At 64.8% G+C, this 23660-nt stretch carries 21 protein-coding genes, 3 tRNA genes and 1 pseudogene; 15 read left to right on the top strand and 10 right to left on the bottom strand.

Going from position 1 to position 23660, the window contains the following annotated elements:
- Positions 1-76 precede the first annotated feature (76 nt).
- Positions 77-640, top strand: a complete 564-nt coding sequence (gene ahpC, locus BM436_RS21705) for an alkyl hydroperoxide reductase subunit C (protein ID WP_093557624.1) — start codon at positions 77-79, stop codon at positions 638-640.
- Positions 641-730: 90 nt separating this feature from the next.
- Positions 731-2320, top strand: coding sequence for an alkyl hydroperoxide reductase subunit F (gene ahpF / locus BM436_RS21710; RefSeq protein WP_093557625.1), 1590 nt, complete (start codon positions 731-733; stop codon positions 2318-2320).
- Positions 2321-2440: 120 nt separating this feature from the next.
- Here the strand turns inward: ahpF and BM436_RS21715 are convergent, their stop codons facing one another.
- From BM436_RS21715 to BM436_RS21735, 5 genes are all read right to left on the bottom strand, one after another.
- A complete protein-coding gene (locus BM436_RS21715; RefSeq protein WP_229490577.1) occupies positions 2441-3571 on the bottom strand; it encodes an AI-2E family transporter in 1131 nt (376 codons plus the stop codon).
- The gene (locus BM436_RS21720; protein WP_093557627.1) at positions 3568-4047 is read right to left on the bottom strand and encodes a cyclic nucleotide-binding domain-containing protein; all 480 of its coding nucleotides are present in this window, start codon (positions 4045-4047) and stop codon (positions 3568-3570) included. Before BM436_RS21720 ends, BM436_RS21715 begins: the two co-directional genes overlap by 4 nt.
- A 156-nt stretch (positions 4048-4203) precedes the next feature.
- Positions 4204-4280 (bottom strand) — tRNA-Asp (locus tag BM436_RS21725).
- Positions 4281-4325: 45 nt separating this feature from the next.
- Positions 4326-4402, bottom strand: a tRNA-Asp gene (locus tag BM436_RS21730).
- Between the two features lie 35 nt (positions 4403-4437).
- Positions 4438-4513: transfer RNA gene (locus BM436_RS21735), tRNA-Val, on the bottom strand.
- A 218-nt stretch (positions 4514-4731) separates the two neighbouring features.
- On the opposite strand from BM436_RS21735, the gene BM436_RS21740 reads away from it, so the two are divergent.
- The 6 genes and pseudogenes from BM436_RS21740 (at position 4732) to BM436_RS21760 (ending at position 9101) form a co-directional block, all read left to right on the top strand.
- Complete coding sequence (locus tag BM436_RS21740; protein WP_093557628.1) at positions 4732-5088, top strand: nuclear transport factor 2 family protein; 357 nt, start codon at positions 4732-4734, stop codon at positions 5086-5088.
- Between the two features lie 307 nt (positions 5089-5395).
- Positions 5396-5716: pseudogene (locus BM436_RS37980) on the top strand (alpha/beta fold hydrolase); the annotation flags it as partial.
- Between the two features lie 85 nt (positions 5717-5801).
- Entirely contained in the window at positions 5802-6077 is a 276-nt protein-coding gene (locus tag BM436_RS37985) for an alpha/beta fold hydrolase (RefSeq protein WP_229490579.1), read from the top strand.
- 12 nt (positions 6078-6089) lie between these two features.
- Complete coding sequence (locus BM436_RS21750) at positions 6090-6926, top strand: helix-turn-helix domain-containing protein (protein ID WP_093557629.1); 837 nt, start codon at positions 6090-6092, stop codon at positions 6924-6926.
- 72 nt (positions 6927-6998) lie between these two features.
- Positions 6999-8147: a DNA polymerase IV gene (dinB, locus tag BM436_RS21755; protein ID WP_093557630.1), complete on the top strand. Its 1149-nt coding sequence runs from the start codon at positions 6999-7001 to the stop codon at positions 8145-8147.
- Positions 8148-8204: 57 nt separating this feature from the next.
- Positions 8205-9101: a recombination-associated protein RdgC gene (locus BM436_RS21760; RefSeq protein WP_093557631.1), complete on the top strand. Its 897-nt coding sequence runs from the start codon at positions 8205-8207 to the stop codon at positions 9099-9101.
- A 71-nt stretch (positions 9102-9172) separates the two neighbouring features.
- On the opposite strand, the gene BM436_RS21765 is transcribed toward BM436_RS21760, so the two are convergent.
- Complete coding sequence (locus tag BM436_RS21765; RefSeq protein WP_093557632.1) at positions 9173-9658, bottom strand: asparaginase domain-containing protein; 486 nt, start codon at positions 9656-9658, stop codon at positions 9173-9175.
- A 145-nt stretch (positions 9659-9803) separates the two neighbouring features.
- On the opposite strand from BM436_RS21765, the gene BM436_RS21770 reads away from it, so the two are divergent.
- The gene (locus tag BM436_RS21770; RefSeq protein ID WP_093557633.1) at positions 9804-10559 is read left to right on the top strand and encodes an L-asparaginase; all 756 of its coding nucleotides are present in this window, start codon (positions 9804-9806) and stop codon (positions 10557-10559) included.
- Between the two features lie 86 nt (positions 10560-10645).
- On the opposite strand, the gene BM436_RS21775 is transcribed toward BM436_RS21770, so the two are convergent.
- Positions 10646-11641, bottom strand: coding sequence for a D-2-hydroxyacid dehydrogenase family protein (locus tag BM436_RS21775; protein WP_093557634.1), 996 nt, complete (start codon positions 11639-11641; stop codon positions 10646-10648).
- A gap of 326 nt (positions 11642-11967) precedes the next feature.
- Between BM436_RS21775 and BM436_RS21780 the strand changes: the two genes are divergently transcribed.
- Positions 11968-13833 carry a phosphoenolpyruvate carboxykinase (GTP) gene (locus BM436_RS21780; RefSeq protein ID WP_093557635.1) on the top strand — a complete coding sequence of 622 codons (1866 nt, stop codon included), beginning with the start codon at positions 11968-11970 and terminating at the stop codon, positions 13831-13833.
- 45 nt (positions 13834-13878) lie between these two features.
- On the opposite strand, the gene BM436_RS21785 is transcribed toward BM436_RS21780, so the two are convergent.
- Positions 13879-14754 (bottom strand): substrate-binding periplasmic protein, encoded by an 876-nt coding sequence (locus tag BM436_RS21785; protein ID WP_229490581.1) that lies wholly within the window; start codon positions 14752-14754, stop codon positions 13879-13881.
- 146 nt (positions 14755-14900) lie between these two features.
- On the opposite strand from BM436_RS21785, the gene BM436_RS21790 reads away from it, so the two are divergent.
- Positions 14901-15518: a TetR/AcrR family transcriptional regulator gene (locus BM436_RS21790; protein ID WP_093557658.1), complete on the top strand. Its 618-nt coding sequence runs from the start codon at positions 14901-14903 to the stop codon at positions 15516-15518.
- 253 nt (positions 15519-15771) lie between these two features.
- Positions 15772-16452, top strand: a complete 681-nt coding sequence (locus tag BM436_RS21795) for a 2-hydroxychromene-2-carboxylate isomerase (protein WP_093557636.1) — start codon at positions 15772-15774, stop codon at positions 16450-16452.
- A gap of 13 nt (positions 16453-16465) precedes the next feature.
- Here BM436_RS21795 and uvrA read toward each other — a convergent pair whose 3' ends face one another.
- Positions 16466-19336: an excinuclease ABC subunit UvrA gene (uvrA, locus tag BM436_RS21800; protein ID WP_093557637.1), complete on the bottom strand. Its 2871-nt coding sequence runs from the start codon at positions 19334-19336 to the stop codon at positions 16466-16468.
- 246 nt (positions 19337-19582) lie between these two features.
- Between uvrA and ssb the strand changes: the two genes are divergently transcribed.
- The 3 genes from ssb to BM436_RS21815 all read left to right on the top strand — a co-directional run bounded on the left by ssb (position 19583) and on the right by BM436_RS21815 (position 22020).
- The gene (ssb, locus tag BM436_RS21805; RefSeq protein WP_093557638.1) at positions 19583-20083 is read left to right on the top strand and encodes a single-stranded DNA-binding protein; all 501 of its coding nucleotides are present in this window, start codon (positions 19583-19585) and stop codon (positions 20081-20083) included.
- A gap of 195 nt (positions 20084-20278) precedes the next feature.
- Positions 20279-20695 carry a helix-turn-helix domain-containing protein gene (locus tag BM436_RS21810; RefSeq protein ID WP_093557639.1) on the top strand — a complete coding sequence of 139 codons (417 nt, stop codon included), beginning with the start codon at positions 20279-20281 and terminating at the stop codon, positions 20693-20695.
- The gene (locus BM436_RS21815; RefSeq protein ID WP_093557640.1) at positions 20689-22020 is read left to right on the top strand and encodes a HipA domain-containing protein; all 1332 of its coding nucleotides are present in this window, start codon (positions 20689-20691) and stop codon (positions 22018-22020) included. The genes BM436_RS21810 and BM436_RS21815 overlap by 7 nt, the downstream gene beginning before the upstream one ends.
- A gap of 259 nt (positions 22021-22279) precedes the next feature.
- Here the strand turns inward: BM436_RS21815 and BM436_RS21820 are convergent, their stop codons facing one another.
- Positions 22280-23407: a glycoside hydrolase family 27 protein gene (locus BM436_RS21820; protein WP_229490583.1), complete on the bottom strand. Its 1128-nt coding sequence runs from the start codon at positions 23405-23407 to the stop codon at positions 22280-22282.
- Positions 23408-23660 lie beyond the last annotated feature (253 nt).

The raw sequence follows: 23660 nt of genomic DNA on the forward strand, positions 1-23660 counted from the left end.
ACAATCAATTTTCCAAATAGACGAGAAAACCGTAGACTGACGTCTCATTAGTACACAACCTCACGAGGAAACCACAATGTCCCTGATTAACACCCAAGTAAAACCATTCAAAGCTACCGCTTACCACAATGGCAAGTTCATTGACCTGAGCGAAGAATCCCTGAAAGGCAAGTGGTCGGTATTCGTGTTCTACCCAGCCGACTTCACCTTCGTGTGCCCGACCGAGCTGGAAGACTTGGCCGACAACCACGCCGCCTTCCAGGCGCTGGGCGTCGACGTGTACGGCATCTCGACCGACACCCACTTCGCCCACAAGGCATGGCACGACACCTCGGAAGCCATCAAGAAAGTGCAATACCCGCTGATCGGCGACCCGACCGGCCTGCTGTCGCGCAACTTCGAAGTGATGATCGAGGAAGAGGGCCTGGCCCTGCGCGGCACCTTCGTGATCAATCCTGAAGGCCAGATCAAAGTGATGGAAGTGCACGACAACGGCATCGGCCGCGACGCCTCCGAACTGCTGCGCAAAGTGCGCGCCGCCAAATACGTGGCCGAGCACCCGGGCCAGGTTTGCCCGGCCAAGTGGACCGAAGGCGCCGCCACCCTGACCCCGTCGCTGGACCTGGTCGGCAAGATCTAAGCAGGCCGATCCAGGCAAGCGGATCCAGGAAGCACCGTAGCACCGCGCCGGGCCCCCGCCCGGCGCAGCAACCCGAAAAAGGAAAACACCATGTTGGATGCCAATCTCAAAACCCAGTTGAAAACCTATTTGGAAAAGGTCGTGCAGCCGATTGAGATCGTCGCATCGCTGGATGATTCCGCCAAGGCGCGCGAAATGCAGGAACTGCTCCAGGAAATCGTCCTGTTGAGCGACAAGATCACGCTGGTCGAGAAGACCGGCGGCGCCGGGCGCACCCCCTCGTTCGCCATCACCCGCCCCGGGACCGACATCGCCGTGACGTTCGCCGGCATCCCCCTGGGCCACGAATTCACCTCGCTGGTGCTGGCCCTGCTGCAAGTGGGCGGCCACACCATCAAGTTCGACCAGGCCGTGATCGACCAGATCCGCGACCTGGAGGGCGACTACAGCTTCGAGACCTTCATCTCGCTGTCGTGCCACAACTGCCCGGAAGTGGTGCAGGCGCTGAACGCCATGTCCATCATCAATCCGCGCATCAAGGTCACCACCATCGACGGCGGCGTGTTCCCGAAGGAAGTGGAAGCGCGCCAGATCATGGCCGTGCCGATGATGTTCCTGAACGGCGAGCACTTCGGCCAGGGCCGCAGCAGCGTGGAGGAGATCCTCGCCAAGCTGGACAAGAACACCGGCGCCCGCCAGGCTGCCGAGCTGAGCAAGAAAGACGTGTTCGACGTGCTGATCGTCGGCGGCGGTCCCGCCGGCGCGGCCGCGGCGATCTACGCCGCCCGCAAGGGCATCAAGACCGGCGTGCTGTCGGAGCGCTTCGGCGGCCAGGTGCTGGACACGCTGGCGATCGAGAACTTCGTCTCCGTCACCGAGACCGACGGCCCGAAATTCGCGGTGGCGCTGGAGCAGCACGTCAAGGCCTACGAGGTCGACATCATGAACACCCAGCGCGCCGACGGGCTGACGCCGGGCAGGCTGGTGGAGGTGAAGACCGCCAGCGGCGCCGTGCTGAAGAGCAAGACCGTGATCCTGGCGACCGGCGCGCGCTGGCGCGAGATCAACGTGCCGGGCGAGAAGGAATACCGCAACCACGGCGTGGCCTACTGCCCGCACTGCGACGGCCCGCTGTTCAAGGGCAAGCGGGTGGCGGTGATCGGCGGCGGCAACTCCGGCGTGGAGGCGGCGATCGACCTGGCCGGCCTGGTCAAGCACGTGACGCTGATCGAGTTCGGCGCCGAACTGCGCGCCGACGCGGTGCTGCAGCGCAAGCTGCGCAGCCTGCCCAACGTGACGGTGATCGTCTCGGCGCAGACCACCGAGATCCACGGCGACGGCAAGATCGTCAACGGCCTGAGCTACAAGGACCGGGTCGGCGGCGAATTGAAACGGGTGGAGCTGGAAGGGGTGTTCGTGCAGATCGGCCTGGTGCCCAACACCGAATGGCTGAAAGGCACGGTGGCCCTGTCCAAGCACGGCGAGATCGAAGTGGACGCGCGCGGCCAGACCTCGGTGCCGGGCGTGTTCGCCGCCGGCGACGTGACGACGGTGCCGTTCAAGCAGATCATCATCGCCACGGGCGAAGGCGCGAAGGCCGCGCTGTCCGCCTTCGACCACCTGATCCGCTCGGGCGACGAAGAGGAGGTGGCGGTTCCCGCCGTCGCCGTCGCCGCCTGACCCGCGACGAACATTATCAAAAACACATCGGTGTCAGGCGCGACATTCGGACATTCATAGCCGCGAAGCAACGGATGTCCGAATGTCGCGCCTGACACCGATGTTGGTTTGGCAAGTTTTTCAGGCGACGAGGTCGGCGCTGGCTTGTTTTTCGCGCAGCGCCTTGGCGTTGCGGTGCCGGGCCCGCAGCCGGGGATTGGTGATCAGCCGGCCCAGCGTCTCGCCCACCACCATCGCCACCCCCAGCAACGGCAGCACCAGCATCAGCCCCGCCACCCCGGCCACCGCGCCGCCCACGAAGATCATCAGCACCGTGATCAGCGGATGCATGTGCAGGCTGCGCCCCAGCGTCAGCGGCATGAACACGAAGTCGTCCAGCAGCCGCACCATGACGAACACGCCGATCGCGCTGTAGGCCACCAGCGGGTCGCCCGGCGCGTCGGTCGAGGCCACCATCACCACCAGCGTGCAGCCGACGATGGAGCCCACGTACGGCACCCACGCCAGCACGGCGGCGATCAGCCCCAGCACCACCGGCGAGGACACGCCGATCGCCCACAGCCCGAAGGCCAGCACCGCCGTGTCGAGCACGGTCAGCTTGAGCAGGCCCTGGAAGTAGCGGTGCGCCGTCTGGTCGACCTCGTGCAGCAGGCACAGGGTGCGCTCGAAGAAGGCGTTCGGCACGGCGCGCGCCAGGAACTTCTTGAACAGGTGGCCGTCGCGCAGGAAGAAGAAGGTCAGGAAGGGCGCCAGCAGCAGCGCCGGCAGCCAGCCGGCCACCGACACCACGATCTCCGTCAGGTGGCGCTGCACGAAGTCCTCGCTGTAGGCGGCGAACTGGGTGTTGACCGTTTTGCTCAGGTGCATCTCGTGCAGGATGGGGAACTTGTCCTCCAGCGACTGCAGCAGCCCGCGCACGAAGGCGATGCCGCCGGCCATGTAGTGGCCCAGCATCTCCTGCCAGGAGTCGGACGGCGCGGCGGCCCAGCCGATGCCGATCAGCGCCGCCAGCCCCAGCACCACGATGAAGCCGCCGCCCACGATCAGCGCCGCCATGCTCTGGCCCACGCCCAGGCGCAGCAGGCGCTGCATCGGCGGTATCAGCAGGTAGTACAGGATGATGGCGAGCAGGAAGGGGACCGCCAGCCACAGCATGTGCTGCATCAGCGCCAGCAGCGCGCAGGTGGCGCCGATGATGCCGGTCCACACCACCGGCCCGGCCGGCTGCTCCCGGTGCCGCTCCACCCTCACAGCGCTTCCACTTGCGAGCGGCCCGCCATCCATTCGCGCAGGCGGAAGCCGATGTGGCGCGCCAGCGCCAGCGCGATCTTGTAGCCGATGCGGGCGTCCGTCTCCATCAGCCCCATGAAGTCGGCGCGGAAGAACACCGCCAGCTCGCAGTTGTCGAGCGCGCGGGCCTGGGCGTTGCGGGGCGCGTTGTCCAGCAGGGCCAGGTCGCCGAAGAAGGAGCCGGGCGTGATTTCCGCCACCACCTCCACGCTGTCGGCGTGCGCGCGGCTGATGATCACGCGGCCCGACATCACCAGGTACAGCGCCTGGCCTTCCTCGCCCTCGTCGAAGACGATCTCGTCGGTCAGGTAGCGCCGCTCGTGCAGCAGGCCGTCGACGATCTTCAGCTCCAGCGGCGTCAGCGAGGAAAACAGCGCGGACTCCTTCAGCCGGTGCAGGCGCGGGGACATCGTGTGCGTTTTGAGAAAGCCGAACATCGGGGGAAACTCCGTTGACGAGGGAAGGGGCATCTTTGATTGTGACGCATTCTTGTCAACTTGCAAGTGTCGACTGTCACAAGCGGGGGGAGGAATGTGGCGGAAACGGAAAGACAATAGAAAAAGGCCCGACGAATCGGGCCTTCCTCAGGATGTTGGCGGAGCGGACGGGGCTCGAACCCGCGACCCCCGGCGTGACAGGCCGGTATTCTAACCAACTGAACTACCGCTCCTTGCTTGCGCAATCGAACTTACGAATCGGGCCTTCCTCAGGATGTTGGCGGAGCGGACGGGGCTCGAACCCGCGACCCCCGGCGTGACAGGCCGGTATTCTAACCAACTGAACTACCGCTCCTTGCTTGCGCAATCGAACTTGTTCCCATGCTCCAGTGGTGGGCGCTGAGAGGGTCGAACTCCCGACCTAATGCTTGTAAGGCATCCGCTCTACCAACTGAGCTAAGCGCCCCATCCCGAACACTCCGACGCTTGTCATGACGTCTGAAGGAGGCCGAATTATAGACGCCCCGATTGCGTCGCGCAAGGAATTTTTTTGGCCAGGACGCAATGTTGTCCGCCGTGGCGCGATTTTTTCGCGGCCCGATTACCTGGGACGTAATCGCCGCGGACATGCCGATTGCGGAGAATGGCTTCCGTCGACACGACACAACCCACCAGGAGATCAGCATGAACAACCCCGTCCACATCGCCGAACAATACCTGTCCGTCTGGAACGAGCGCGACGCCGCCGCGCGGCGCGCCAAGGTGGCGCGCGCCTTCACGCTCGAGGCCAGCTATGTCGATCCCATGATGCGCGGCGCCGGCCACGAGGGGATAGACGCCATGATAGGCGCCGCCCAGGGCCACTTTCCCGGCATGCGCTTCGAACTGGACGGCGCGCCGGACGGCCACAACGACGTGGTGCGCTTCTCGTGGACGCTGGGCCTGCCGGGCGAAGCGCCGGTGGCGCGCGGCACCGACATGGCCACGGTCGATCCGGACGGCCGCCTGTCCAGCGTGACCGGCTTCCTGAACCAGGCCTGAGAGGCTGAGAGTCTTTCGATCATGCCCGCTCATCACGCCAGAAAGTGCCCGCTCGTCGTTGCAAATGCTCGCCATAGCCCGAGCTATGGCTGTGCTTTGCGCCTCGATCGGCCACTTTCTGGCGCGCTGCTCTGGCACGCCCGAAAAACTCTCAGCCTCTGAGGAGACGACCATGCGCGCGAACCTCATCCGCACCGCCGACGGCGTCGACCTGTTTTACCGCGACTGGGCGCCGGCCGCCGGCAAGGGCGAACCGGTGCTGTTCGTCGGCGGCTGGTCGCTGCCGTCGGACGCCTGGAACTACCAGATGCTGGCGCTGCGCGAGCGCGGTCTGCGCGTGCTCGCCTACGACCGGCGCGGCCATGGCCGTTCCAGCGATCCCGGCCGGGGCTACGATTTCGACACCCTGGCCGACGATCTGGCCGCCGTCATCGAGGCGCTGGACCTGCGCGGCGCGACCCTGGTCGGCCACTCCATGGGCTGCAACGAGATCGTCCGCTACCTGAGCCGCCATGGCGGCGACCGGGTGCGCCGCGTGGCGCTGCTGGGCACGATGACGCCGATGGTCGCCAGGGCCGACGACAACCCGGACGGCGTCGATCCCGCGCTGTTCGACTACTTCCGCAACGAGCAGCTGATGAAGGACTTTCCGCTGTGGATGGACGAGAACGTCGGCCCCTTCCTGACGCCGGAGACCACGCCCGCCATGGGGGATGGCGCTGGGGACCTCGGCGCTGGCGCTGCTCGAATGCAACCGCGCGGTGACGACGGCGGATTTCCGCGCCGAGCTGCGCGGCATCGACCTGCCGGTGCTGCTGATCGCCGGCGACATGGACGTCAGCGCGCCGCTGGACCTGACCGCGCGGCCCACGGCGGCGCTGCTGCCAAACGCCAGGCTGAAGGTGTACCATGGCGCGCCGCACGGCATGTTCCTCACGCACATGGGGCGCGTGAACGCGGACCTGATCGAGTTTGTTTCCTCCAACTAGCCCGGAGCGCGTATGAGCGTGGCCACGCCCGACCAGTATTTCAGCGATTTTTCGGCGGCCCTGCGCTATTGGCGCGGCAAGCGCGGCCACAGCCAGCTGCGCCTGTCCACCGAAAGCGGCATTTCGCAGAGGCACATCAGCTTCCTCGAGAGCGGCCGCTCGCAACCGAGCCGGGAGCTGATCCTGAAGCTGGGCGTGGTGCTCGACATCCCGCTACGGGAACGCAACGTGATGCTGCTGGCGGCCGGTTTCGCGCCGGCCTACCAGGAGCGCAAGATGGACGATCCGGAGCTGCGCGCCGTCAAGCAGGCGCTGGATTTCATGCTGGCCCAGCAGGCGCCGTACCCGGCGCTGGTGGTGGACCGGCTGTGGAACCTGGTGATGAGCAACGAGCCGGCCAACGCCTTCTTCAAGTGGCTGCTGGACATGCCGGCCGACGCGCCCATCCCGCGCGACGGCAGCGTCAACGTGCTGAAGCTGACGCTGGCGCCCGACGGCCTGCGGCCGCATCTGCGCAACTGGGAAGAGGTTGGGGCGGACCTGCTGCACTGGATACAGCGCGAGGCCATGAGCGACGGGCCGGGCAGCGAGGCGACCTCGCTGCTGTCGGAACTGACGGCGATGGCGGGGCTGGCGGCCGGCGGCGTGGCGCCCAACCTCGACCGGCGCGCCTTGCCCTTCCTGCCGCTGGCCATCCGCAAGGACGGCGTGGAGCTGAACCTGTTCACCACCATCACCACGTTGGGCACGCCGCACGACGTGACGGTGCACGAGCTGCGGCTGGAGGCCTTCTTCCCGGCCGACGAGGCCAGCGCCGCATGGTTCCGGGCGCAAGCCAAGCACCGCTGACGCCGCTTCCGCCGGGACAAAGTGCGGAGTGCTGTATATAATTACAGTATTCAACACTAGCTCCCGCGTTCTATGGCCCGTCGCATTGCCCATCTCGACATGGATGCGTTCTACGCCTCCGTCGAGTTGCTGCGCTATCCGGAATTGCGCGGCCAGGCGGTGGTCATCGGCGGCGGCTCGGCGCACCAGCCGCGGCTGCTGGCCGACGGCAGCCGCCAGTTCTCGCGCCTGCGCGATTACGCCGGCCGCGGCGTGGTCACCACCTCCACCTACGAGGCGCGGGCGCTGGGCGTGTTTTCGGCGATGGGCATGATGAAGGCCGCCGCGCTGGCACCGGACGCGGTGCTGCTGCCGACCGACTTCGATTCCTACCGCCGCTACTCGCGCCTGTTCAAGGCCGCCGTGGCCGGCATCGCGCCGCACATCGAGGACCGCGGCATCGACGAGATCTACATCGACCTCAGCGAGCTGCCGGACGACACGCGCGAGCTGGCGCTGCGCATCAAGGCGGCGGTGCGGGAGCACACCGGGCTGTCGTGCTCGATCGGCATCGCGCCCAACAAGCTGCTGGCCAAGATCTGCTCGGACCTGGAAAAGCCCGACGGGCTGACCGTGGTGTCGCTGGACGACGTGCCGGCCCGCATCTGGCCGCTGGCGGTGCGCAAGGTGAACGGCATCGGCCCCAAGGCCACGGCGCGGCTGGCCGAGCTGGGCATAGCGACGGTGGGCCAGGTGGCGGCGGCCGATCCGGCCCTGCTGCGGGAGCACTTCGGCCTGAACTACGCCACCTGGCTGGGCCGCGTGTCGCGCGGGCTGGACGAGCGGGCGGTGGTGACCAGCTCCGAGCCCAAGAGCATCAGCCGCGAGACCACCTTCGAGCGCGACCTGCACGCCAGGCACGACCGGGAGGCGCTGTCCGAGATCTTCACGCGGCTGTGCATGCGCCTGGGCGAGGACCTGGCGCGCAAGCGCTACGTGGGCCGCACGGTCGGCATCAAGCTGCGCTATTCGGACTTCCGCACCGTGACGCGCGACGTCACCTTGCCGGCGCCGACGGCGGACGGCGCCGCGATCCGGCGCGCGGCCGGCGAGTGCCTGCGGCGGGTGCCGCTGGAGCTGAAACTGCGGCTGCTGGGCGTGCGCGTGAGCGCGCTGAGTGGCATGGACGAGGCCGCGCCGGCCAAAACCGCAACACAGGGCGATCTTTTTTCGGACCTTTAAAAACGGCGTGTAAAATGTCGTTCCCCTGGAAATAGTTAAACAAGGCAAACCAAACTTATGTGGTTCAAGAATCTGCAAATTTACCGACTGCCCGCGCCGTGGGCATTTACTCCAGAACAACTCGAAGAAGCGCTGCGCCCGCACGCCTTCACGCCAGCGAGCAGCAACGAGCTGCTGCGCCAGGGATGGGACGCGCCGCGGCCCAATGGCGGACTGGTCCATGTGGTCAACCAGCAAATGCTGATCCTGCTGGGCACCGAGAAGAAACTGCTGCCGGCCACGGTGATCAACCAGGTCGCCAAGGCGCGCGCCGCCGAGATGGAGGAGGCGCAAGGTTTCGCTCCGGGCAAGAAAGCCATGAAGGAACTGAAGGAGCGCGTGGCCGACGAGCTGCTGCCGCGCGCGTTCTCGATCCGCGGCAACGTCTGGACCTGGATCGACCCGGTCAACGGCTGGCTGGTGGTGGACGCCGCCAGCCCGGCCAAGGCCGATGAAGTGATCAAGCTGCTGCTGAAGGCGGTCGACCGCATGCCGCTGGAGAGCCTGCGCGTGCAGCGCTCGCCGGTGGGCGTGATGACCGAATGGCTGCAGGCCGACGATTCCCCGGCCGGCTTCACGGTGGACATGGACACCGAGCTGCGCGCCACCGGCGAAAGCAAGGCCGCCGTGCGCTACGTGCGCCACACGCTGGAGGCGGACGAGGTGCGCCGCCACATCGCCGCCGGCAAGCAGTGCACCCGCCTGGCGATGACGTGGGACAGCAAGATCTCGTTCACGTTGACCGAATCGCTGGCGCTGAAGGGCATCAAGCCGCTGGACGTGCTGAAGGAAACCGAATCGAGCACCCGCAACGACGACGAGCGTTTCGACGGCGACTTCATGCTGATGACGGGCGAGCTGAGCAAGCTGATGACCGACGTGGTCGAAGCCCTGGGCGGCGAAGCCAAGGCCTGAGCCGCCGTTAAGAAAAAGGGGTCAGGTTCGGTATTTTTTTAATACCGAACCTGACCCCTTTTTACTTGCGGTTACAGGGTCTGGAACACGCCGGCGGCGCGGTTTTTCTGCACGTTGTCCCACGGGAAGACCTGGGCGTTCATCGCCACGTACACGCCGGCCGGCAGCACCTGCGCCACGCCGCAGGCGAAGCCGAGGTTGAACAGCGCGTCGGAATTGGCGATCTCGTAGGGGATCATGGCGCCGGTCAGCACGATGGTCTGGTCCAGCGCGGCCGCGCCCAGCACGGCCGCGGTTTCGCGCATGGTGTCGGTGCCGTGGATGATGACGATGGCCTTGTCCGCCGCGGCGCGGCAGGAGGCCAGCACGCGGGCGCGGTCGGCGTCCCGCATGTCCAGCGAGTCCAGCAGCGGCAGCTGCTCCAGCGTGGCGTCCACCGTCATGCGCGAGCGGGCGATGGCCTCCGGCAGATGGCTGTCCGCGAAGCCCAGCGTACCGTTCAGCTCGTTGTAGTGTTTGTCGAAGGTGCCGCCGGTGGCGATGATGCGCAGGGTCATGATGTCGTTCCGAGGAAATAAGCCGAATAGGAACGAATCATAACGTGAAGCGCCCGCCGCGTGAAACCGCGAGAAACATTGCTCTCTCATCTGGAAACTTCGGTATTCTGTGAGTACACTGGTTTCTTTGTCCCGAAGACCCGCCATGAAAGCGCTCGCACCCGGCACCGTTATTTTCCACCGTCATCGCGGCTACGGCGTGATCACGGCGGTCAACCTGTTGACCGGCTGGATCGCCGCCCGTTTCGGCAGCGAGTCGCGCACGCTGGACCTGAACCTCTCCACCGACGAGGTGCAATTCGCCGACGGCGAGGCCATCCTGTTCCGCCGCGCGCCGCCGGACCGCATGCCGCACGCGCGCCTGATGGCGGTGGTGCGCGAGTTGCACAAGGCGGGTTACCAGAAGCTCTATCTATACTCCTGGCCCAAGCCGTCCGGCCTGCACTGGCGCTGGCACCTGTTCACCGGTCCGCGCGACTGGATGCAGCGTTCCTGGCGCGAGGGCTGGTACGGCTCCGGCGCCGATTACAACGTCAACCCCGTGATGGGCTGGGGCGACATGCCGGGCGCCTCCACGGACGAGCTGATCCACGCGCTGGCGAAGTTCGATCCGCAGGGGCTGGCGCAGGCGCTGGGCCGCGACGAGGACCACACCGCCTGGTTCGCCGCCGTGTGCGACGCGCTGCTGCCCGGTTATATGTACAGCCTGGACATGCGGCGCCCGGACGGCGGCCCGCTGACGGAGATGCCGCCGGTGCCGGTGATCCCGGTGCGCGGCACCTTGCCGCCGTACAGCGGTCCCGACCTGCCGTGGCCGCCGGGCTGGTCCGGCCTGTGGACCAAGGTCCACGTCATGCCCGAGCCCCGCCCCAACTTCAGCGGCATTCCCGAAACCCCGTAGACTTGCCGCCGCCACAAAGCGAGCTGAGCCCCATTTGGTGACTCGGCGTCCCCGCCATGCCCCAAATGGGGCTCAGCTCGCTTGGGCTATTTGACGGCGGCGGCGTAGCCGGGGTTGAGGATGGTCTTGCATGCGCCGTTGGCGAAGTCGACCAGGTTCTGGAAGGCGGCGCCGAAGTACAGCTCGTAGCTGTCCTTTTCCACGTAGCCCAGGTGCGGCGTGCACAGCACGTTGGGCATGCGCAGCAGCGGCGAGTCCTCCGGCAGCGGCTCGGTGGTGAACACGTCCAGCGCGGCGGCGCCGGGACGCCCCGCCCGCAGCGCCTGCTCCAGCGCGCCCTCGGCCACCAGCTCGGCCCGGCTGGTGTTGACGAACAGCGCGCCCGGTTTCATGCGCGCCAGGTCGTCCGCCGTGACGATGCCGCGCGTGCCCTCCGCCAGCCGCAGGTGCAGGCTCAGCACGTCGGCCCGTTCGAAGAACCGCTCGCGCGACTCGGCGGCCAGGTTGCCGTCGGCCTTGGCGGCGTCCAGGCTGCCTTGGCGGCCCCACACCATCACTTGCATGCCGAAAGCGCGGGCGTAGCCGGCGATCAGCTTGCCGATCTTGCCGTAGCCCCAGATGCCCAGCGTGCGCCCCTTCAGCACCGTGCCCACCGTGTTGTGCTCCGGCGCGGCGGCGACCGTCTGCCACACGCCGTTGCGCAGGTTCGCGGCGTAGGGCACGATCTTGCGCTGCGCCGCCATGATCAGCGCCCAGGTCAGCTCGGCCGGCGCGGTCGGCGAGCCGACGCCCTCGGCGATCGCGATGCCCAGTTCGGTCGCGGCGTCGACGTCGATATGGCCGCTGACCTTGCCCGTCTGGGAAATAAGCTTGAGGTTGGGCAACTTGCCCAGCAGCGCGCGATTGAAGGCGGTGCGCTCGCGTATCAGCACCAGCGCGTCGAACGGCGCCAGCCGCGCGGCCAGCTGGCCCACGCCGCGGCTGGTGTTGTTGAACACTTTGACTTCGTGGTTTTTTAACAACTCGAAGCAATCCAGGGTGCGCGTTGCGTCCTGGTAGTCGTCAAGAATGGCGATTTTCATATGTGTTGTCAGGTTGGAAATATCATTTCGTAGGTAAATAACACGATTCAAAATTGTCGGGAATAGCCTACTACATAAGTCAACCAATTCTCCTACATTTCTGTCGGAACGGGCCAAGGACGGGTGTACAATCGCTTCAACTTCGAAGCCCAACAGTGGGCTTCCGCAATACGTTCCATCAGTCCTGACGCATAGTCGGACTTACCGACAAGACCGCCGTACCGCCGAAGCATTAACGAATGTCTTCCCGAGCGCAAGCCAAAAGCTGACGACGATCCTGCCGTGCCGGGACAAGACAAGAATTCTTTATTGGCATTGGAGGTACTATGAATCAGCCCGTCATGGGTGGCGTCGCGGCAGTGAACGCCCCAGCTTACATCAAACATCAAAATCTCATCAATTGGGTGGCCGAAGTGGCCGCGCTGACCCGTCCCGCCCGCATCTACTGGTGCGACGGTTCGCAGGAAGAGTACGACCGCCTGTGCGCCGAGATGGTGGCCGCCGGCACGATGAAGAAGCTGAACGCCGAGAAGCGCCCCAACTCCTACCTGGCCTGCTCGGATCCGACCGACGTGGCGCGCGTGGAGGACCGCACCTTCATCTGCTCCCGGACCAAGGAAGAGGCCGGCCCGACCAACAACTGGATGGCGCCCGCCGAAATGCGCAGCACGCTGAACGGCCTGTTCGAGGGCTGCATGGCCGGCCGCACGATGTACGTGGTGCCGTTCTCGATGGGCCCGCTGGGTTCGCCGATCGCCCACATCGGCGTGGAACTGTCCGATTCGCCCTACGTCGCCGTCAACATGCGCATCATGACGCGCATGGGCAAGGCCGTGTACGAGGTGCTGGGCACCGACGGCGACTACGTGCCGGCGATCCACACCGTCGGCGCGCCGCTGCAAGCCGGCCAGCAGGACGTGGCGTGGCCGTGCAACGCCACCAAATACATCGTGCACTTCCCCGAGACCCGCGAAATCTGGTCCTACGGTTCCGGTTACGGCGGCAACGCGCTGCTGGGCAAGAAATGCTTCGCGCTGCGCATCGCCTCCAACATGGGCTTCCAGGACGCGCAACAGGGCGGCAAGGGCTGGCTGGCCGAGCACATGCTGATCCTGGGCGTGGAATCGCCGGAAGGCAAGAAGCACTACGTGGCGGCCGCCTTCCCCTCGGCCTGCGGCAAGACCAACTTCGCGATGCTGATTCCGCCGGCCAGCTTCAACGGCTGGAAAGTGACCACCATCGGCGACGACATCGCCTGGATCAAGCCGGGCGCCGACGGCCGCCTGTACGCGATCAACCCGGAGGCGGGCTACTTTGGCGTGGCCCCCGGCACCAACACCAAGACCAACTCGAACTGCATGGCTTGCCTGGGCGAGAACACCATCTTCACCAACGTGGCGCTGACCGACGACGGCGACGTGTGGTGGGAAGGCCTGACCAAGGAAGCCCCGGCGCACCTGATCGACTGGCAGGGCAAGGACTGGACGCCGGCCTCCGGCACCAAGGCCGCCCACCCGAACGCCCGCTTCACCGTGGCCGCGACCCAGAACCCGGTGATCGATCCGGCCTGGGACGATCCGGCCGGCGTGCCGATCTCGGCTTTCATTTTCGGCGGCCGCCGCTCGACCACCGTGCCGCTGGTGACCGAGGCGCGCAACTGGGTGGAGGGCGTGTACATGGCCGCGACCATGGGCTCGGAAACCACCGCCGCCGCCGCCGGCCAGATGGGCGTGGTGCGCCGCGATCCGTTCGCCATGCTGCCCTTCATCGGCTACAACATGAGCGACTACTTCCAGCACTGGCTGGACCTGGGCCGCAAGGTGGGCGAGGCCAGCCCGGCCGCGCTGCCGAAGATCTACTGCGTGAACTGGTTCCGCACCGACGCCGAGGGCAAGTTCGTGTGGCCTGGTTTCGGCGACAACATGCGCGTGCTGAAATGGATGCTGGACCGCATCGAAGGCAAGGCCAGCGGCGTGGAAAACGTGTTCGGCACGACGCCGGAATTCGGCGACCTGAACTGGGACGGCCTGAACTTCACGCAAGAGCAGTTCAACCAGATCACCTCGATCGACAAGGCGGCCTGGAACGAGGAACTGAAGCTGCACGCCGAACTGTTCGAGAAGCTGGCTTACCACCTGCCTCAAGAACTGGTCGACACCAAGGCTGAAATCGAGAAGCGCCTGGCCAACTAAGCGGTCCAGGGCTGCAACGAAGGCGCGTCCGCGGACGCGCCTTTTTTATTTGATGTGCCGCAGGTCCTCCAGGCGGAACCACAGTTCCTTGCGGTCCAGCGGCGTCGCCGCCGGCAGCCCCGGGTTCTTCAATTCCAGCACGCGCCGCTTGTCCAGCCGCGAGCGGCGCAGCGCCTTGCCGTAGTGCTGGTAGAACAGCTGGTCCATGGTGCCGTCCGCGATGGCCAACTCCAGGCCGCGCCGTATCTGCTCGGCCAGGTGCCCGTCGGCGCGGTTGAGGAAATAGTAGTCGGCGGTCGGGTAGTGCAGCACCACGTGCGGCTCGACCGCCAGCTCCTTGTGCCGCGCCGCCTCCGGCCAGATCTCGTTGACCGCCCTCGGCACGTAGTCGACCCGGCCCGCCTTCAGCATGCCGAACAGGCTGTCGTAGGTCGACACCGGCGTCGGCGCCAGGCCGTTGCCGCGCAGGATGGCCAGGTCCGGCCAGTCGTGGCCCTGCGCCAACTTGTAGGGTTTGAGGTCCGCCAGCGTTTTCGCGCCACGGAACAGCTCGACCTGATCGGCGCGTACCAGCAGCATGCGCCAGCCGATCAGGCCCTTGCTGATGGGGATGCGCACCGGCAGCAGCTTTTCCTCCCGCTCCCGGGACGTCATGGTGGCCACGATGTGCAGCGTGCCGGTGGCGGCCATGATCTCGACGATGGAGCGGTTCTGCTGCATGTGGTGCGGGGTCATCACCAGCTGGTGCGGGCTGCCGGCCTTGATCAGCGCCATTTGCAGCAGCTGGAAGGGATAGTCGCCCCGTTCGTCGTCCAGCGTCTCCGGGCGCGGGTAGTACAGCACGTCCGCCCGCGCCGCGCTGACCGTCAGCAGGGAGGCCAGCAGGGCGGCCGCCCACGCCGCGCGTCGCGCGCGTGGCATGGACGCTGGCCATCCTGGATGCGGCATGTGGTTCCTTTTCGACGGTGGGTGTCTTTTCGATGGTCCCGCAAGTCATGTCGCGCGTCAAGAAGCGGATCGCTGATTTCCTGGCATGTTTCGCACACGTGTGCTAAAGTGACTCCATGATGATGAACCTTTCCAGCAAAAGCGAAGCCACCTACGCCGCCATCCTGGCCGCCGCCTACGAGATGGCGGCCGCCGACGGCATCGGCAAGCTGTCGCTGGGCGAGGTGGCGAAACGCATGGGCATCAGCAAGAGCGGCGTGTTTTCCCGCGTCGGCTCGTTGGAGGCCTTGCAGGCGGCGGTGCTGGACGAGTCCGACCGGCGCTTCGCGGAAGACGTCTTCATGCCGTCGCTGCGCCTGCCGGCGGGCCTGCCCAGGCTGGCCGCCCAGGTGGAACGCTGGACCGAGAGCTGCTGCGCGACCGGGCCCGGCACCGGTTGCCTGTACACGGCGGGCGCCTTCGAGTACGACGACCTGCAGACGCCGCTGCGAGACCGTTTGCAGCAGGGCGTGGAGCGCTGGCGCGCGTCGCTGCGCAAGACGGTGCGGCAGGCGGTGGAGGTGGGCCATCTGCGGCCGGACACGGACGCCGAGCAATTGGTGTTCGAGATTTATTGCCTGATCGTGGGCCTGATGCACGACACGCGCTTCATGCGCGACCCTGCCGCGCCGCGCCGCATGCAGATGGCGTTCAGCCGGCTGATTTCGACGTACAAGAGCTTCAACTACCAGGGGTGACTTATGACATCCAGTATCAGGGTCCACGCGAGCGCCGGCACCGGCGCCAGCCGCGCGGCGGCGGCGGGCCATGCCGCCGTTTTTTTTCAACATATTTCGCACAGGTGTGCGAAAAAGGAGATCACCATGACCAAAGTAATCCTGTTGGCCGTCATCGGCTGCTGCCTGCTGTTCAGCCCGAGCCTGGCGCAAGCGCTGCGTTCCCTGCCCGACAGCAATGACGACTTCGACCTCGTCTAGGCGAGGCCCCGCCATGGAACCCATCGACTTCTATTTCGACTTCGCGTCGCCCTACGGCTACTTCGCCGCCACCTGCATCGACGAGCTGGCGGCGCGCCACCGGCGCGAGGTGCGCTGGACGCCGATTCTGATGGCCGCCATGTTCCAGGCCACCGGCGGCACGCCGCTGCCACTGGTGCCGGTCAAGGGGACGTATGTCTTGCACGACATCGACCGCACCGCGCGCCAGCACGGCATCGTCTACCGCCAGCCGGCCGCGTTCCCCGAGCTGCTGCTGGCGGCGCCCCGGGCCATGTTGTGGATACGCGAGACGCATGGCCACGACCTGGCCGTGCGTTTCGCCAAGCGCTGCTACCGCGCCTACTTCGCCGAGCGCAAGGACATCGATTCCCCGCAGGCGCTGCTGGCGCTGGCGGCCGAGCTGGGCATCGGCCCGGGGCTGGAGGAGGGCATGCGGTCGGCCGAGGGCAAGGAACGTTTGAAGCTGGCGAACGCGGCGGCGCTGGAGCGCGGCGTGTTCGGCTCGCCCTTCGTGATCGCGGACGGCGAACCGTTCTGGGGCTTCGACCGCTTCAGCCAGCTGGAGGCCTGGCTGGCCGGCGGCGGCGTGTCGTGGCGCTACTGGGCGCGCCGGCCCCGCATCGCGGTCGGCGCCAAGTGGAACACCAACCGCGCGGTGGCCGCCGCGGGCTGAGAGGCCATCGGCCTTATTTCTTCTTCGCCTTGGCGGGCTTGCCCAGCAGCGGCACCAGGTACTTGCCGGTGACGCTGGCCGGGTTCTCCGCCACGTCCTCCGGCGTGCCGGCGGCGATGATCTGGCCGCCGCCCGCGCCGCCCTCCGGACCCAGGTCCACGATCCAGTCCGCCGTCTTGATCACGTCCAGGTTGTGCTCGATGATGGCCAGCGTGTTGCCCTGGTCGCGCAGGCGGTGGATCACCTTCAGCAGCAGGTCGATGTCGTGGAAGTGCAGGCCGGTGGTCGGCTCGTCCAGGATGTACAGCGTGCGTCCCGTGTCGCGCTTGGACAGCTCCAGCGACAGCTTCACGCGCTGCGCCTCGCCGCCGGACAAGGTGGTGGCGCTCTGCCCCAGTTTGATGTAGCCCAGGCCCACGTCCAGCAGCGTGTGCAGCTTGCGCGCGATCAGCGGCACCGGCTTGAAGAACTCGTGCGCGTCCTCCACCGTCATGTCCAGCACCTCGGTGATGTTCTTGCCCTTGTAGTGCACCTCCAGCGTCTCGCGGTTGTAGCGCTTGCCGTGGCAGACGTCGCACGGAACGTACACGTCGGGCAGGAAGTGCATCTCCACCTTGATCACGCCGTCGCCCTGGCAAGCCTCGCAGCGGCCGCCCTTCACGTTGAACGAGAAGCGGCCGGCGCTGTAGCCGCGCTCCTTGGCGGTCGGCACCGTCGAGAACAGGTCGCGGATCGGCGTGAACAGGCCGGTGTAGGTGGCCGGGTTCGAGCGCGGCGTGCGGCCGATCGGCGCCTGGTCCACCGCGATCACCTTGTCGAAGTGCTCCAGGCCGCTGATGCTGTCGTGCGCCGACGGCTCCGTCTGCGAGCCGTACAGGTGGCGCGACAGGGCCGGGTACAGCGTGTCGTTGATCAGCGAGGACTTGCCGGAACCGGACACGCCGGTGATGCAGGTCATCAGCCCGACCGGCAGCTGCAGCGTGACCTTCTTCAGGTTGTTGCCGGTGGCGCCGGTGATCACCAGCTGGCGCTCCTCGTTGAACGGATGGCGCTTCTTCGGCACCTCGATCCTCATCGCGCCGCTCAGGTACTGCGAGGTCAGGGATTCCTTGTTCTTCAGGATGTCCTTCAGCGAGCCGGAGGCGATCACGTCGCCGCCGTGCACGCCCGCGCCCTTGCCCATGTCGACGATGTAGTCGGCGGTGCGGATCGCGTCCTCGTCGTGCTCCACCACCAGCACGCTGTTGCCGATGTCGCGCAGGTGCTTCAGCGTCTCGATCAGGCGGTCGTTGTCGCGCTGGTGCAGGCCGATGGACGGCTCGTCCAGCACGTACATCACGCCCGTCAGGCCGGAGCCGATCTGCGACGCCAGGCGGATGCGCTGCGCCTCGCCGCCGGACAAGGTGTCCGCGCTGCGGTCCAGCGACAGGTAGTCCAGGCCCACGTTGTTCAGGAACTTCAGGCGCGAAATGATCTCCTTGACCACGCGGTCGGCGATCTCCTTCTTCGAGCCGGTCAGCTCCAGCGTCTCGAAGAAGTCCAGCGCGTCGCGCAGCGGCTTCCTGGCGATCTCGTAGATCGCACGTTCCTGGCGGCCGTGGCCCACCTTCACGTAACGCGCCTCCACCCGCAGGCGGGCGCCGGCGCAGGACGGGCATTCCTTCTCGTTGATGAACTTGGCCAGCTCCTCCTTCACGGCCATCGAATCGGTCTCGCGGTAGCGGCGCGACAGGTTGTTGACCACGCCCTCGAAGGTGTGTTCCTTGACCACCGTGCGGCCGCGCTCGTTGACGTAGGCGAAGGGGATCGCCTGCTTGCCGGAGCCGTGCAGCACGGCCTCCTGCGCGTTCTTCGGCAACTGCTCGAACGGCGTGTCCAGGTCGAACTCGTAGTAGGCCGCCAGCGCGGTCAGCATCTGGAAATAGAACTGGTTGCGGCGGTCCCAGCCCTTCACGGCGCCGGAGGCGAGCGACAGGTTGGGGAAGGCCACGATGCGGCGCGGGTCGAAGAACTCGATGTGGCCCAGGCCGTCGCACTCGGGGCAGGCGCCCATCGGGTTGTTGAACGAGAACAGCCGCGGCTCCAGCTCCTGCAGCGAATAGCCGCACTCGGTGCAGGCGAACTTGTTTGAATACACGTGCTCGGCGCCGCCGTCCATCTCGTAGGCGATGGCGCGGCCGTCGGCCAGGCGCAGCGCCGTCTCGAAGCTCTCCGCCAGGCGCTGCTTGATCTCCGCGTTCACCTTCACGCGGTCGATCACCACGTCGATGGTGTGTTTTTCCGTCTTCTTCAGCTTGGGCAGGTCGTCCACCTCGTAGATCTTGGCGTCGTGCGTGCCGCTCTGCACGCGGAAGCGCACGAAGCCCTGCGCCTGCATCTGCTCGAACAGGTCCACGTGCTCGCCCTTGCGGTTGGCCACCACCGGCGCCAGTATCATCAGCTTGGTGCCCTCGGGCATGGCCAGCACCGCGTCCACCATCTGCGACACCGTCTGCGCCGCCAGCGCGTGCGTCGGGTGGTTGATGCAGTAGGGCGTGCCGACGCGCGCGTACAGCAGGCGCAGGTAATCGTGGATCTCGGTGACCGTGCCGACGGTCGAGCGCGGGTTGTGCGAGGTGGCCTTCTGCTCGATCGAAATGGCGGGCGACAGGCCCTCGATCAAGTCCACGTCCGGCTTTTCCATCAGTTGCAGGAACTGGCGCGCATACGCCGACAGCGACTCCACATAGCGGCGCTGGCCTTCCGCGTACAACGTGTCGAACGCCAGCGACGACTTGCCGGAACCGGACAGCCCGGTGATCACGATCAGCTTGTTGCGCGGCAGATCGAGGTTGATGTTTTTGAGGTTGTGCGTGCGTGCACCGCGAATGCGGATCAGTTCCATTGTCTGTGCCTGAGGGTAATATGGGGCCGAAACGGTCAACCCGACACTATAGCCGGGTTTGCCGCGCGCCGCCCTCTGGTGATTGACCCGGATCAGGCTGGCGAACGGCAAATACTGTATATAATACCAGTATTCAAGACTTCAAGCGCCCCCTGAAAAAAATCAGGCCGGGGGTGGCTTGGCTTATAATCGCTGTTTAGCTCAACACAGCCCGCCCCTGGCGGCCGCATTCATCAGGAGTTTTACATGGCATCAGTCAACAAAGTCATCATCGTCGGCAATCTGGGCCGCGATCCGGAAATTCGCTACATGCCTAGCGGTGATGCGATCGCCAACATTGCCGTAGCGACCTCGTACAAGTCGAAAGACCGTAACACCGGCGAGCAGAAAGAGCAGACCGAGTGGCACCGCATCTCCTTCTTCGGCCGCCTGGCCGAGATCGTCGGCCAGTACCTGAAAAAAGGCTCGTCGGTCTACGTCGAGGGCCGCCTGCAGACCCGCAAGTACACCGACAAGGACGGCGTCGAGAAGTACGCGACCGACATCATCGCCGAGCAGATGCAAATGCTGGGCGGCCGCGCCGGCATGGGCGGCGGCGACTCGATGGGTGGCGATGACGGCGGCGGCTACGACGCGCCGCCGGCCCGTCCTGCCCCGCGTCCGGCCCCGGCCCCCGCGCCGGCCCCGCGTCCGGCCGCGCGTCCAGCGCCGAACTTCTCGGATATGGATGACGATATTCCGTTCTAAGGCGTACAACGTGTAGTGAAAAAAACCCCTGCAACTTGATGAAGTTGTAGGGGTTTTTTCTTTTTACGGGAAATTCTGAGTTCATCTATGGGCGATAGCTTATAAATTCTAAAAATCAGCTAGAGCCGATATTGTGAAAATATAAGTTAAAGCAAGTATCTTGACATTATAGGCTTTGGCCTATAAATTGAACTCATGGCTACCAACTTCCCCATACGCTTTGCCGCGCAACTACGTCAGCATATAAAGGCTCTGAGGAAGGCGCGTGGCCTGACCCAAGCTCAACTCGGCGAAATGATTGGGGTCAGTCAAGCGCGCATTGCAGAAATCGAAGCGAACCCAGGCTTGGTCAGATTTGAACAACTGATGCAATTACTGTCTACACTCGGGGTCACGATAGTCTTGAACGAAGACTTGTCTACTTCGCATGCGCCGACCATCGCAGGAAGCGCAGGGCGCGGTGTCCCGAAGTCGCCCGCCGCGACAGGGTATGTCCCTGCGACAAAATCCGCGCCTGTACTGGAGGCTCCGCGAGCTCTCAACCCCAGTAGTGACGTTCAACCGACTGCGAGACGTAATTTCATTGTCCGTCCCAAGAAGGGGACATGGTGACTCAAACTCTGAATATCTGGATGAATGGCGAGCACGTCGGCGCATGGACTGTGTCTCGGGCGGCACATGCCTTCCGCTATGTGCCGTCATGGTTGGAATCTCCGAGGTGCCGGTCCTTGTCACAATCCATACCGATAAGTAGCTCACTGGAAACCAAAGGGGACGTGGTAAGTAGTTATTTTGATAATCTCTTGCCAGACAATGACAAGATACGATCTCGTCTGGGGGCTCGCTTCAAGACAAAATCCGCCGATACCTTTGATCTATTGGAGGCCATTGGACGCGATTGCGTAGGCGCCGTCCAACTGCTGCCCGAGGGTATCGCTCCCGAAGGCTGGGATCGCATCACTTGCGAGCCTCTTACCGAAGGGGAAATTGTAGAAATTTTACAGGCGGTCCCTTCCGAATCCATGCCGGAAGGCGTGCATGACGATGATCTGTTTCGCATCTCGATCGCAGGGGCGCAAGAAAAAACAGCCCTTATCTGGTATGGAGGGGATTGGTGCCGCCCTCATGGCGCCACGCCCACGACGCATATCTTCAAATTGCCCCTTGGGCTCATCGGCGGATCGAAGCGAGTCGACGCATCGGACTCGGTACAGAATGAATGGCTGTGTGCCCAGATCATGGCCGAGCTTGGGTTTCCCGTGGCGCAAACGTCAATGGAGAAATTTGACGGGCAAGCGATCCTGATCGTCGAAAGGTTTGACCGCGCATGGATGGATGAGCATGCCTGGATTGCCCGTTTGCCTCAAGAAGACTTCTGCCAAGCGATGGGATTGCCTCCAGATAAAAAATACGAGGCCGCCGGTGGTCCAGGGATCGCCACATGTGTCGAGCTCCTTAAAGGAAGCCTGGACAGAGGTGACGCGACGCTATTTTTGCTGGCGCAATTCGCTTTTTTTCTGCTGGCGGCAACAGATGGCCATGCCAAGAATTTTTCCATCTTCCTGCAACCGGGCGATGCGTATGAAATGACACCCTTATACGATGTCTTATCGATGTACCCTTATTATGGAAGTGGCCCGAATCAGTTCAACCAGTGGCGCGCCGGTCCCGCGATGGTGCTGCGCTCGAAGAATGTGCACAAGTCCTACCACACAATTCTCGCCAGGCATTGGCATCAACTGGCATTGAAGAGCGGTGGCACCGCAGTGTGGGACGCCATGGTTGGACTGGCGGAGAGCATCAATGAAAGCTTGGACCGCGTTGAAGCGCGATTACCCGAGGACTTTCCACCCCGAACATGGGATGCCATTTCCGAAGGAATGAGAGGGGCTTCAGAAAAGTTTCTAATCCAGGTAGCCGAGTTGAATCCAGCTTGAACCGGTCCTATCCCCGCGCCAGGCTCAACGCCGTCATGATCTCGCTGGCCAGGCACTCAGCCGCCGGCGAACCGTTCTTGCGTCCCTTTCTCGTACAGCGCGACCGGCAGCGGCGACTTGTTCCACATGCCGCGGCGAACCCACCCACACCATCGGCTCGCGCCGGATGAGGGCGCCCGTCATGTCGCATCTACTGGGCCGCGCTTGGCAAGGGCATCGTCAGGTAAGGACTCCTTGCGCGCGCGCGGCCGGGCGCGCCCTATGGTTTCGCAGGGCCGGTCAGGCGCAGCATCAGCACGCTGTGCGGCGCCAGCTTCGCTTCCAGTTTGCGGCTGGTGTCGCCCGTCTTCTTGCTCCACAGGTCGGACCACTGGTAGACGTTCTCCTTGAAATCGACCGATCGCTGGTTCAGATCATCGATCAGGACTTGCTTCTTCCAGTCATGGTGAATGTCGGCAGGCTGGTTGGAGCGGTTCAGGAACATCAGTGCCCATTGGCCGCCGTCGAGCGGCTTGGCATAGACCTCCAGCGGACCGTCGGCCAGGACGCGCAGCGCCTGCACACCCAGCTTGTCCTGGTTCACCGCGATCACGCCGGGGTTGGTCAGGATGCGGCGGGTCGACTCGGACATGGTACGCAGGTCGTTGCCCAGGATGAGGGGCGAGGCCATCATGGCCCAGATCGACATATGGGCGCGGTCTTGATCCTCGCTCATGCCGTTGCCCACTTCGAGCATGTCCATATCGTTCCAGCGGCCGGGCCCTGCGAACTTGCGCAGGTTTGCGTCAGCGTGCTTGTCGAGGATGCGCAGCACGCCCAGACCAGTCGAGAGACCGGGACTGAACTGGCAGTCGAAGCAATTATAGATATCGGGCGTGGTGCGCCACAGATGGCCGACCTTGCCGGCCCACTCCCACGGCTTGCTCATGCCCCATTCGCATATGCTGAACACCATCGGACGGCCCGCCTTGGCGATCGCGTCGCGCATCGTGGTGTAGGCCGCTTCGGCGTTCAAGAGCGGGGTGTTGCACCAGTCGTACTTGACGTAATCGATGCCCCAGCTCGCATAGGTCCGCGCATCCTGATACTCGTAGCCGCGGCTGCCGGGACGGCCGCCGCAGGTGGTGTCGCCGGCGTCCGAGTAGATGCCCAGCTTGAGTCCCTTGCCATGCACATAGTCCGCCAGCGCCTTGATGCCGGATGGGAAGCGCTTGGGGTCGGGATGGATATTGCCGTTGGCGTCGCGCTGGCCGTGCCAGCAATCGTCAATGTTCACGTACTGGTAGCCGGCGTCCTTCAAGCCCGTCTTGACCATGGCATCGGCGGTCTCGCGGATCAGGCGTTCGTCGATATCGCAGGCGAATTTGTTCCAGCTGTTCCAGCCCATTGGCGGGGTGTCGGCCAAGCCTTCAAACTTTTGAGCCCAGCTATTGCCCGCCGAGCCAAAGAATACGGTGAACGCCGCGGCGGCCGCCATCATTGCCTTGCCCGGCAACAGTGGCTTGTGTGTTACGTGCTTTGTTTTCATTCTAAATCACTCGCAAAAAAAGTGGGGACATCGTGCAAATCCATGCCGCAAAAAACACGCTAAAGTTTCAAATCGTCAAGCCCGGCGGATGGGGTCTGGCTCCAGGTGCGAG

The organism is Pseudoduganella namucuonensis (assembly GCF_900116645.1).
Lineage (GTDB): Bacteria > Pseudomonadota > Gammaproteobacteria > Burkholderiales > Burkholderiaceae_D > Rugamonas > Rugamonas namucuonensis.

Coding starts and splice junctions, on each gene's coding strand:
- ahpC (WP_093557624.1), top strand. CDS start 77: ATGTCCCTGATTAACACCCAAGTAAAACCATTCAAAGCTACCGCTTAC.
- ahpF (WP_093557625.1), top strand. CDS start 731: ATGTTGGATGCCAATCTCAAAACCCAGTTGAAAACCTATTTGGAAAAG.
- BM436_RS21720 (WP_093557627.1), bottom strand. CDS start 4,047: ATGTTCGGCTTTCTCAAAACGCACACGATGTCCCCGCGCCTGCACCGG.
- BM436_RS21740 (WP_093557628.1), top strand. CDS start 4,732: ATGAACAACCCCGTCCACATCGCCGAACAATACCTGTCCGTCTGGAAC.
- BM436_RS37985 (WP_229490579.1), top strand. CDS start 5,802: ATGGCGCTGGGGACCTCGGCGCTGGCGCTGCTCGAATGCAACCGCGCG.
- BM436_RS21750 (WP_093557629.1), top strand. CDS start 6,090: ATGAGCGTGGCCACGCCCGACCAGTATTTCAGCGATTTTTCGGCGGCC.
- dinB (WP_093557630.1), top strand. CDS start 6,999: ATGGCCCGTCGCATTGCCCATCTCGACATGGATGCGTTCTACGCCTCC.
- BM436_RS21760 (WP_093557631.1), top strand. CDS start 8,205: ATGTGGTTCAAGAATCTGCAAATTTACCGACTGCCCGCGCCGTGGGCA.
- BM436_RS21765 (WP_093557632.1), bottom strand. CDS start 9,658: ATGACCCTGCGCATCATCGCCACCGGCGGCACCTTCGACAAACACTAC.
- BM436_RS21770 (WP_093557633.1), top strand. CDS start 9,804: ATGAAAGCGCTCGCACCCGGCACCGTTATTTTCCACCGTCATCGCGGC.
- BM436_RS21775 (WP_093557634.1), bottom strand. CDS start 11,641: ATGAAAATCGCCATTCTTGACGACTACCAGGACGCAACGCGCACCCTG.
- BM436_RS21780 (WP_093557635.1), top strand. CDS start 11,968: ATGAATCAGCCCGTCATGGGTGGCGTCGCGGCAGTGAACGCCCCAGCT.
- BM436_RS21785 (WP_229490581.1), bottom strand. CDS start 14,754: ATGCCACGCGCGCGACGCGCGGCGTGGGCGGCCGCCCTGCTGGCCTCC.
- BM436_RS21790 (WP_093557658.1), top strand. CDS start 14,901: ATGATGAACCTTTCCAGCAAAAGCGAAGCCACCTACGCCGCCATCCTG.
- BM436_RS21795 (WP_093557636.1), top strand. CDS start 15,772: ATGGAACCCATCGACTTCTATTTCGACTTCGCGTCGCCCTACGGCTAC.
- uvrA (WP_093557637.1), bottom strand. CDS start 19,336: ATGGAACTGATCCGCATTCGCGGTGCACGCACGCACAACCTCAAAAAC.
- ssb (WP_093557638.1), top strand. CDS start 19,583: ATGGCATCAGTCAACAAAGTCATCATCGTCGGCAATCTGGGCCGCGAT.
- BM436_RS21810 (WP_093557639.1), top strand. CDS start 20,279: ATGGCTACCAACTTCCCCATACGCTTTGCCGCGCAACTACGTCAGCAT.
- BM436_RS21815 (WP_093557640.1), top strand. CDS start 20,689: ATGGTGACTCAAACTCTGAATATCTGGATGAATGGCGAGCACGTCGGC.
- BM436_RS21820 (WP_229490583.1), bottom strand. CDS start 23,407: ATGGGCTGGAACAGCTGGAACAAATTCGCCTGCGATATCGACGAACGC.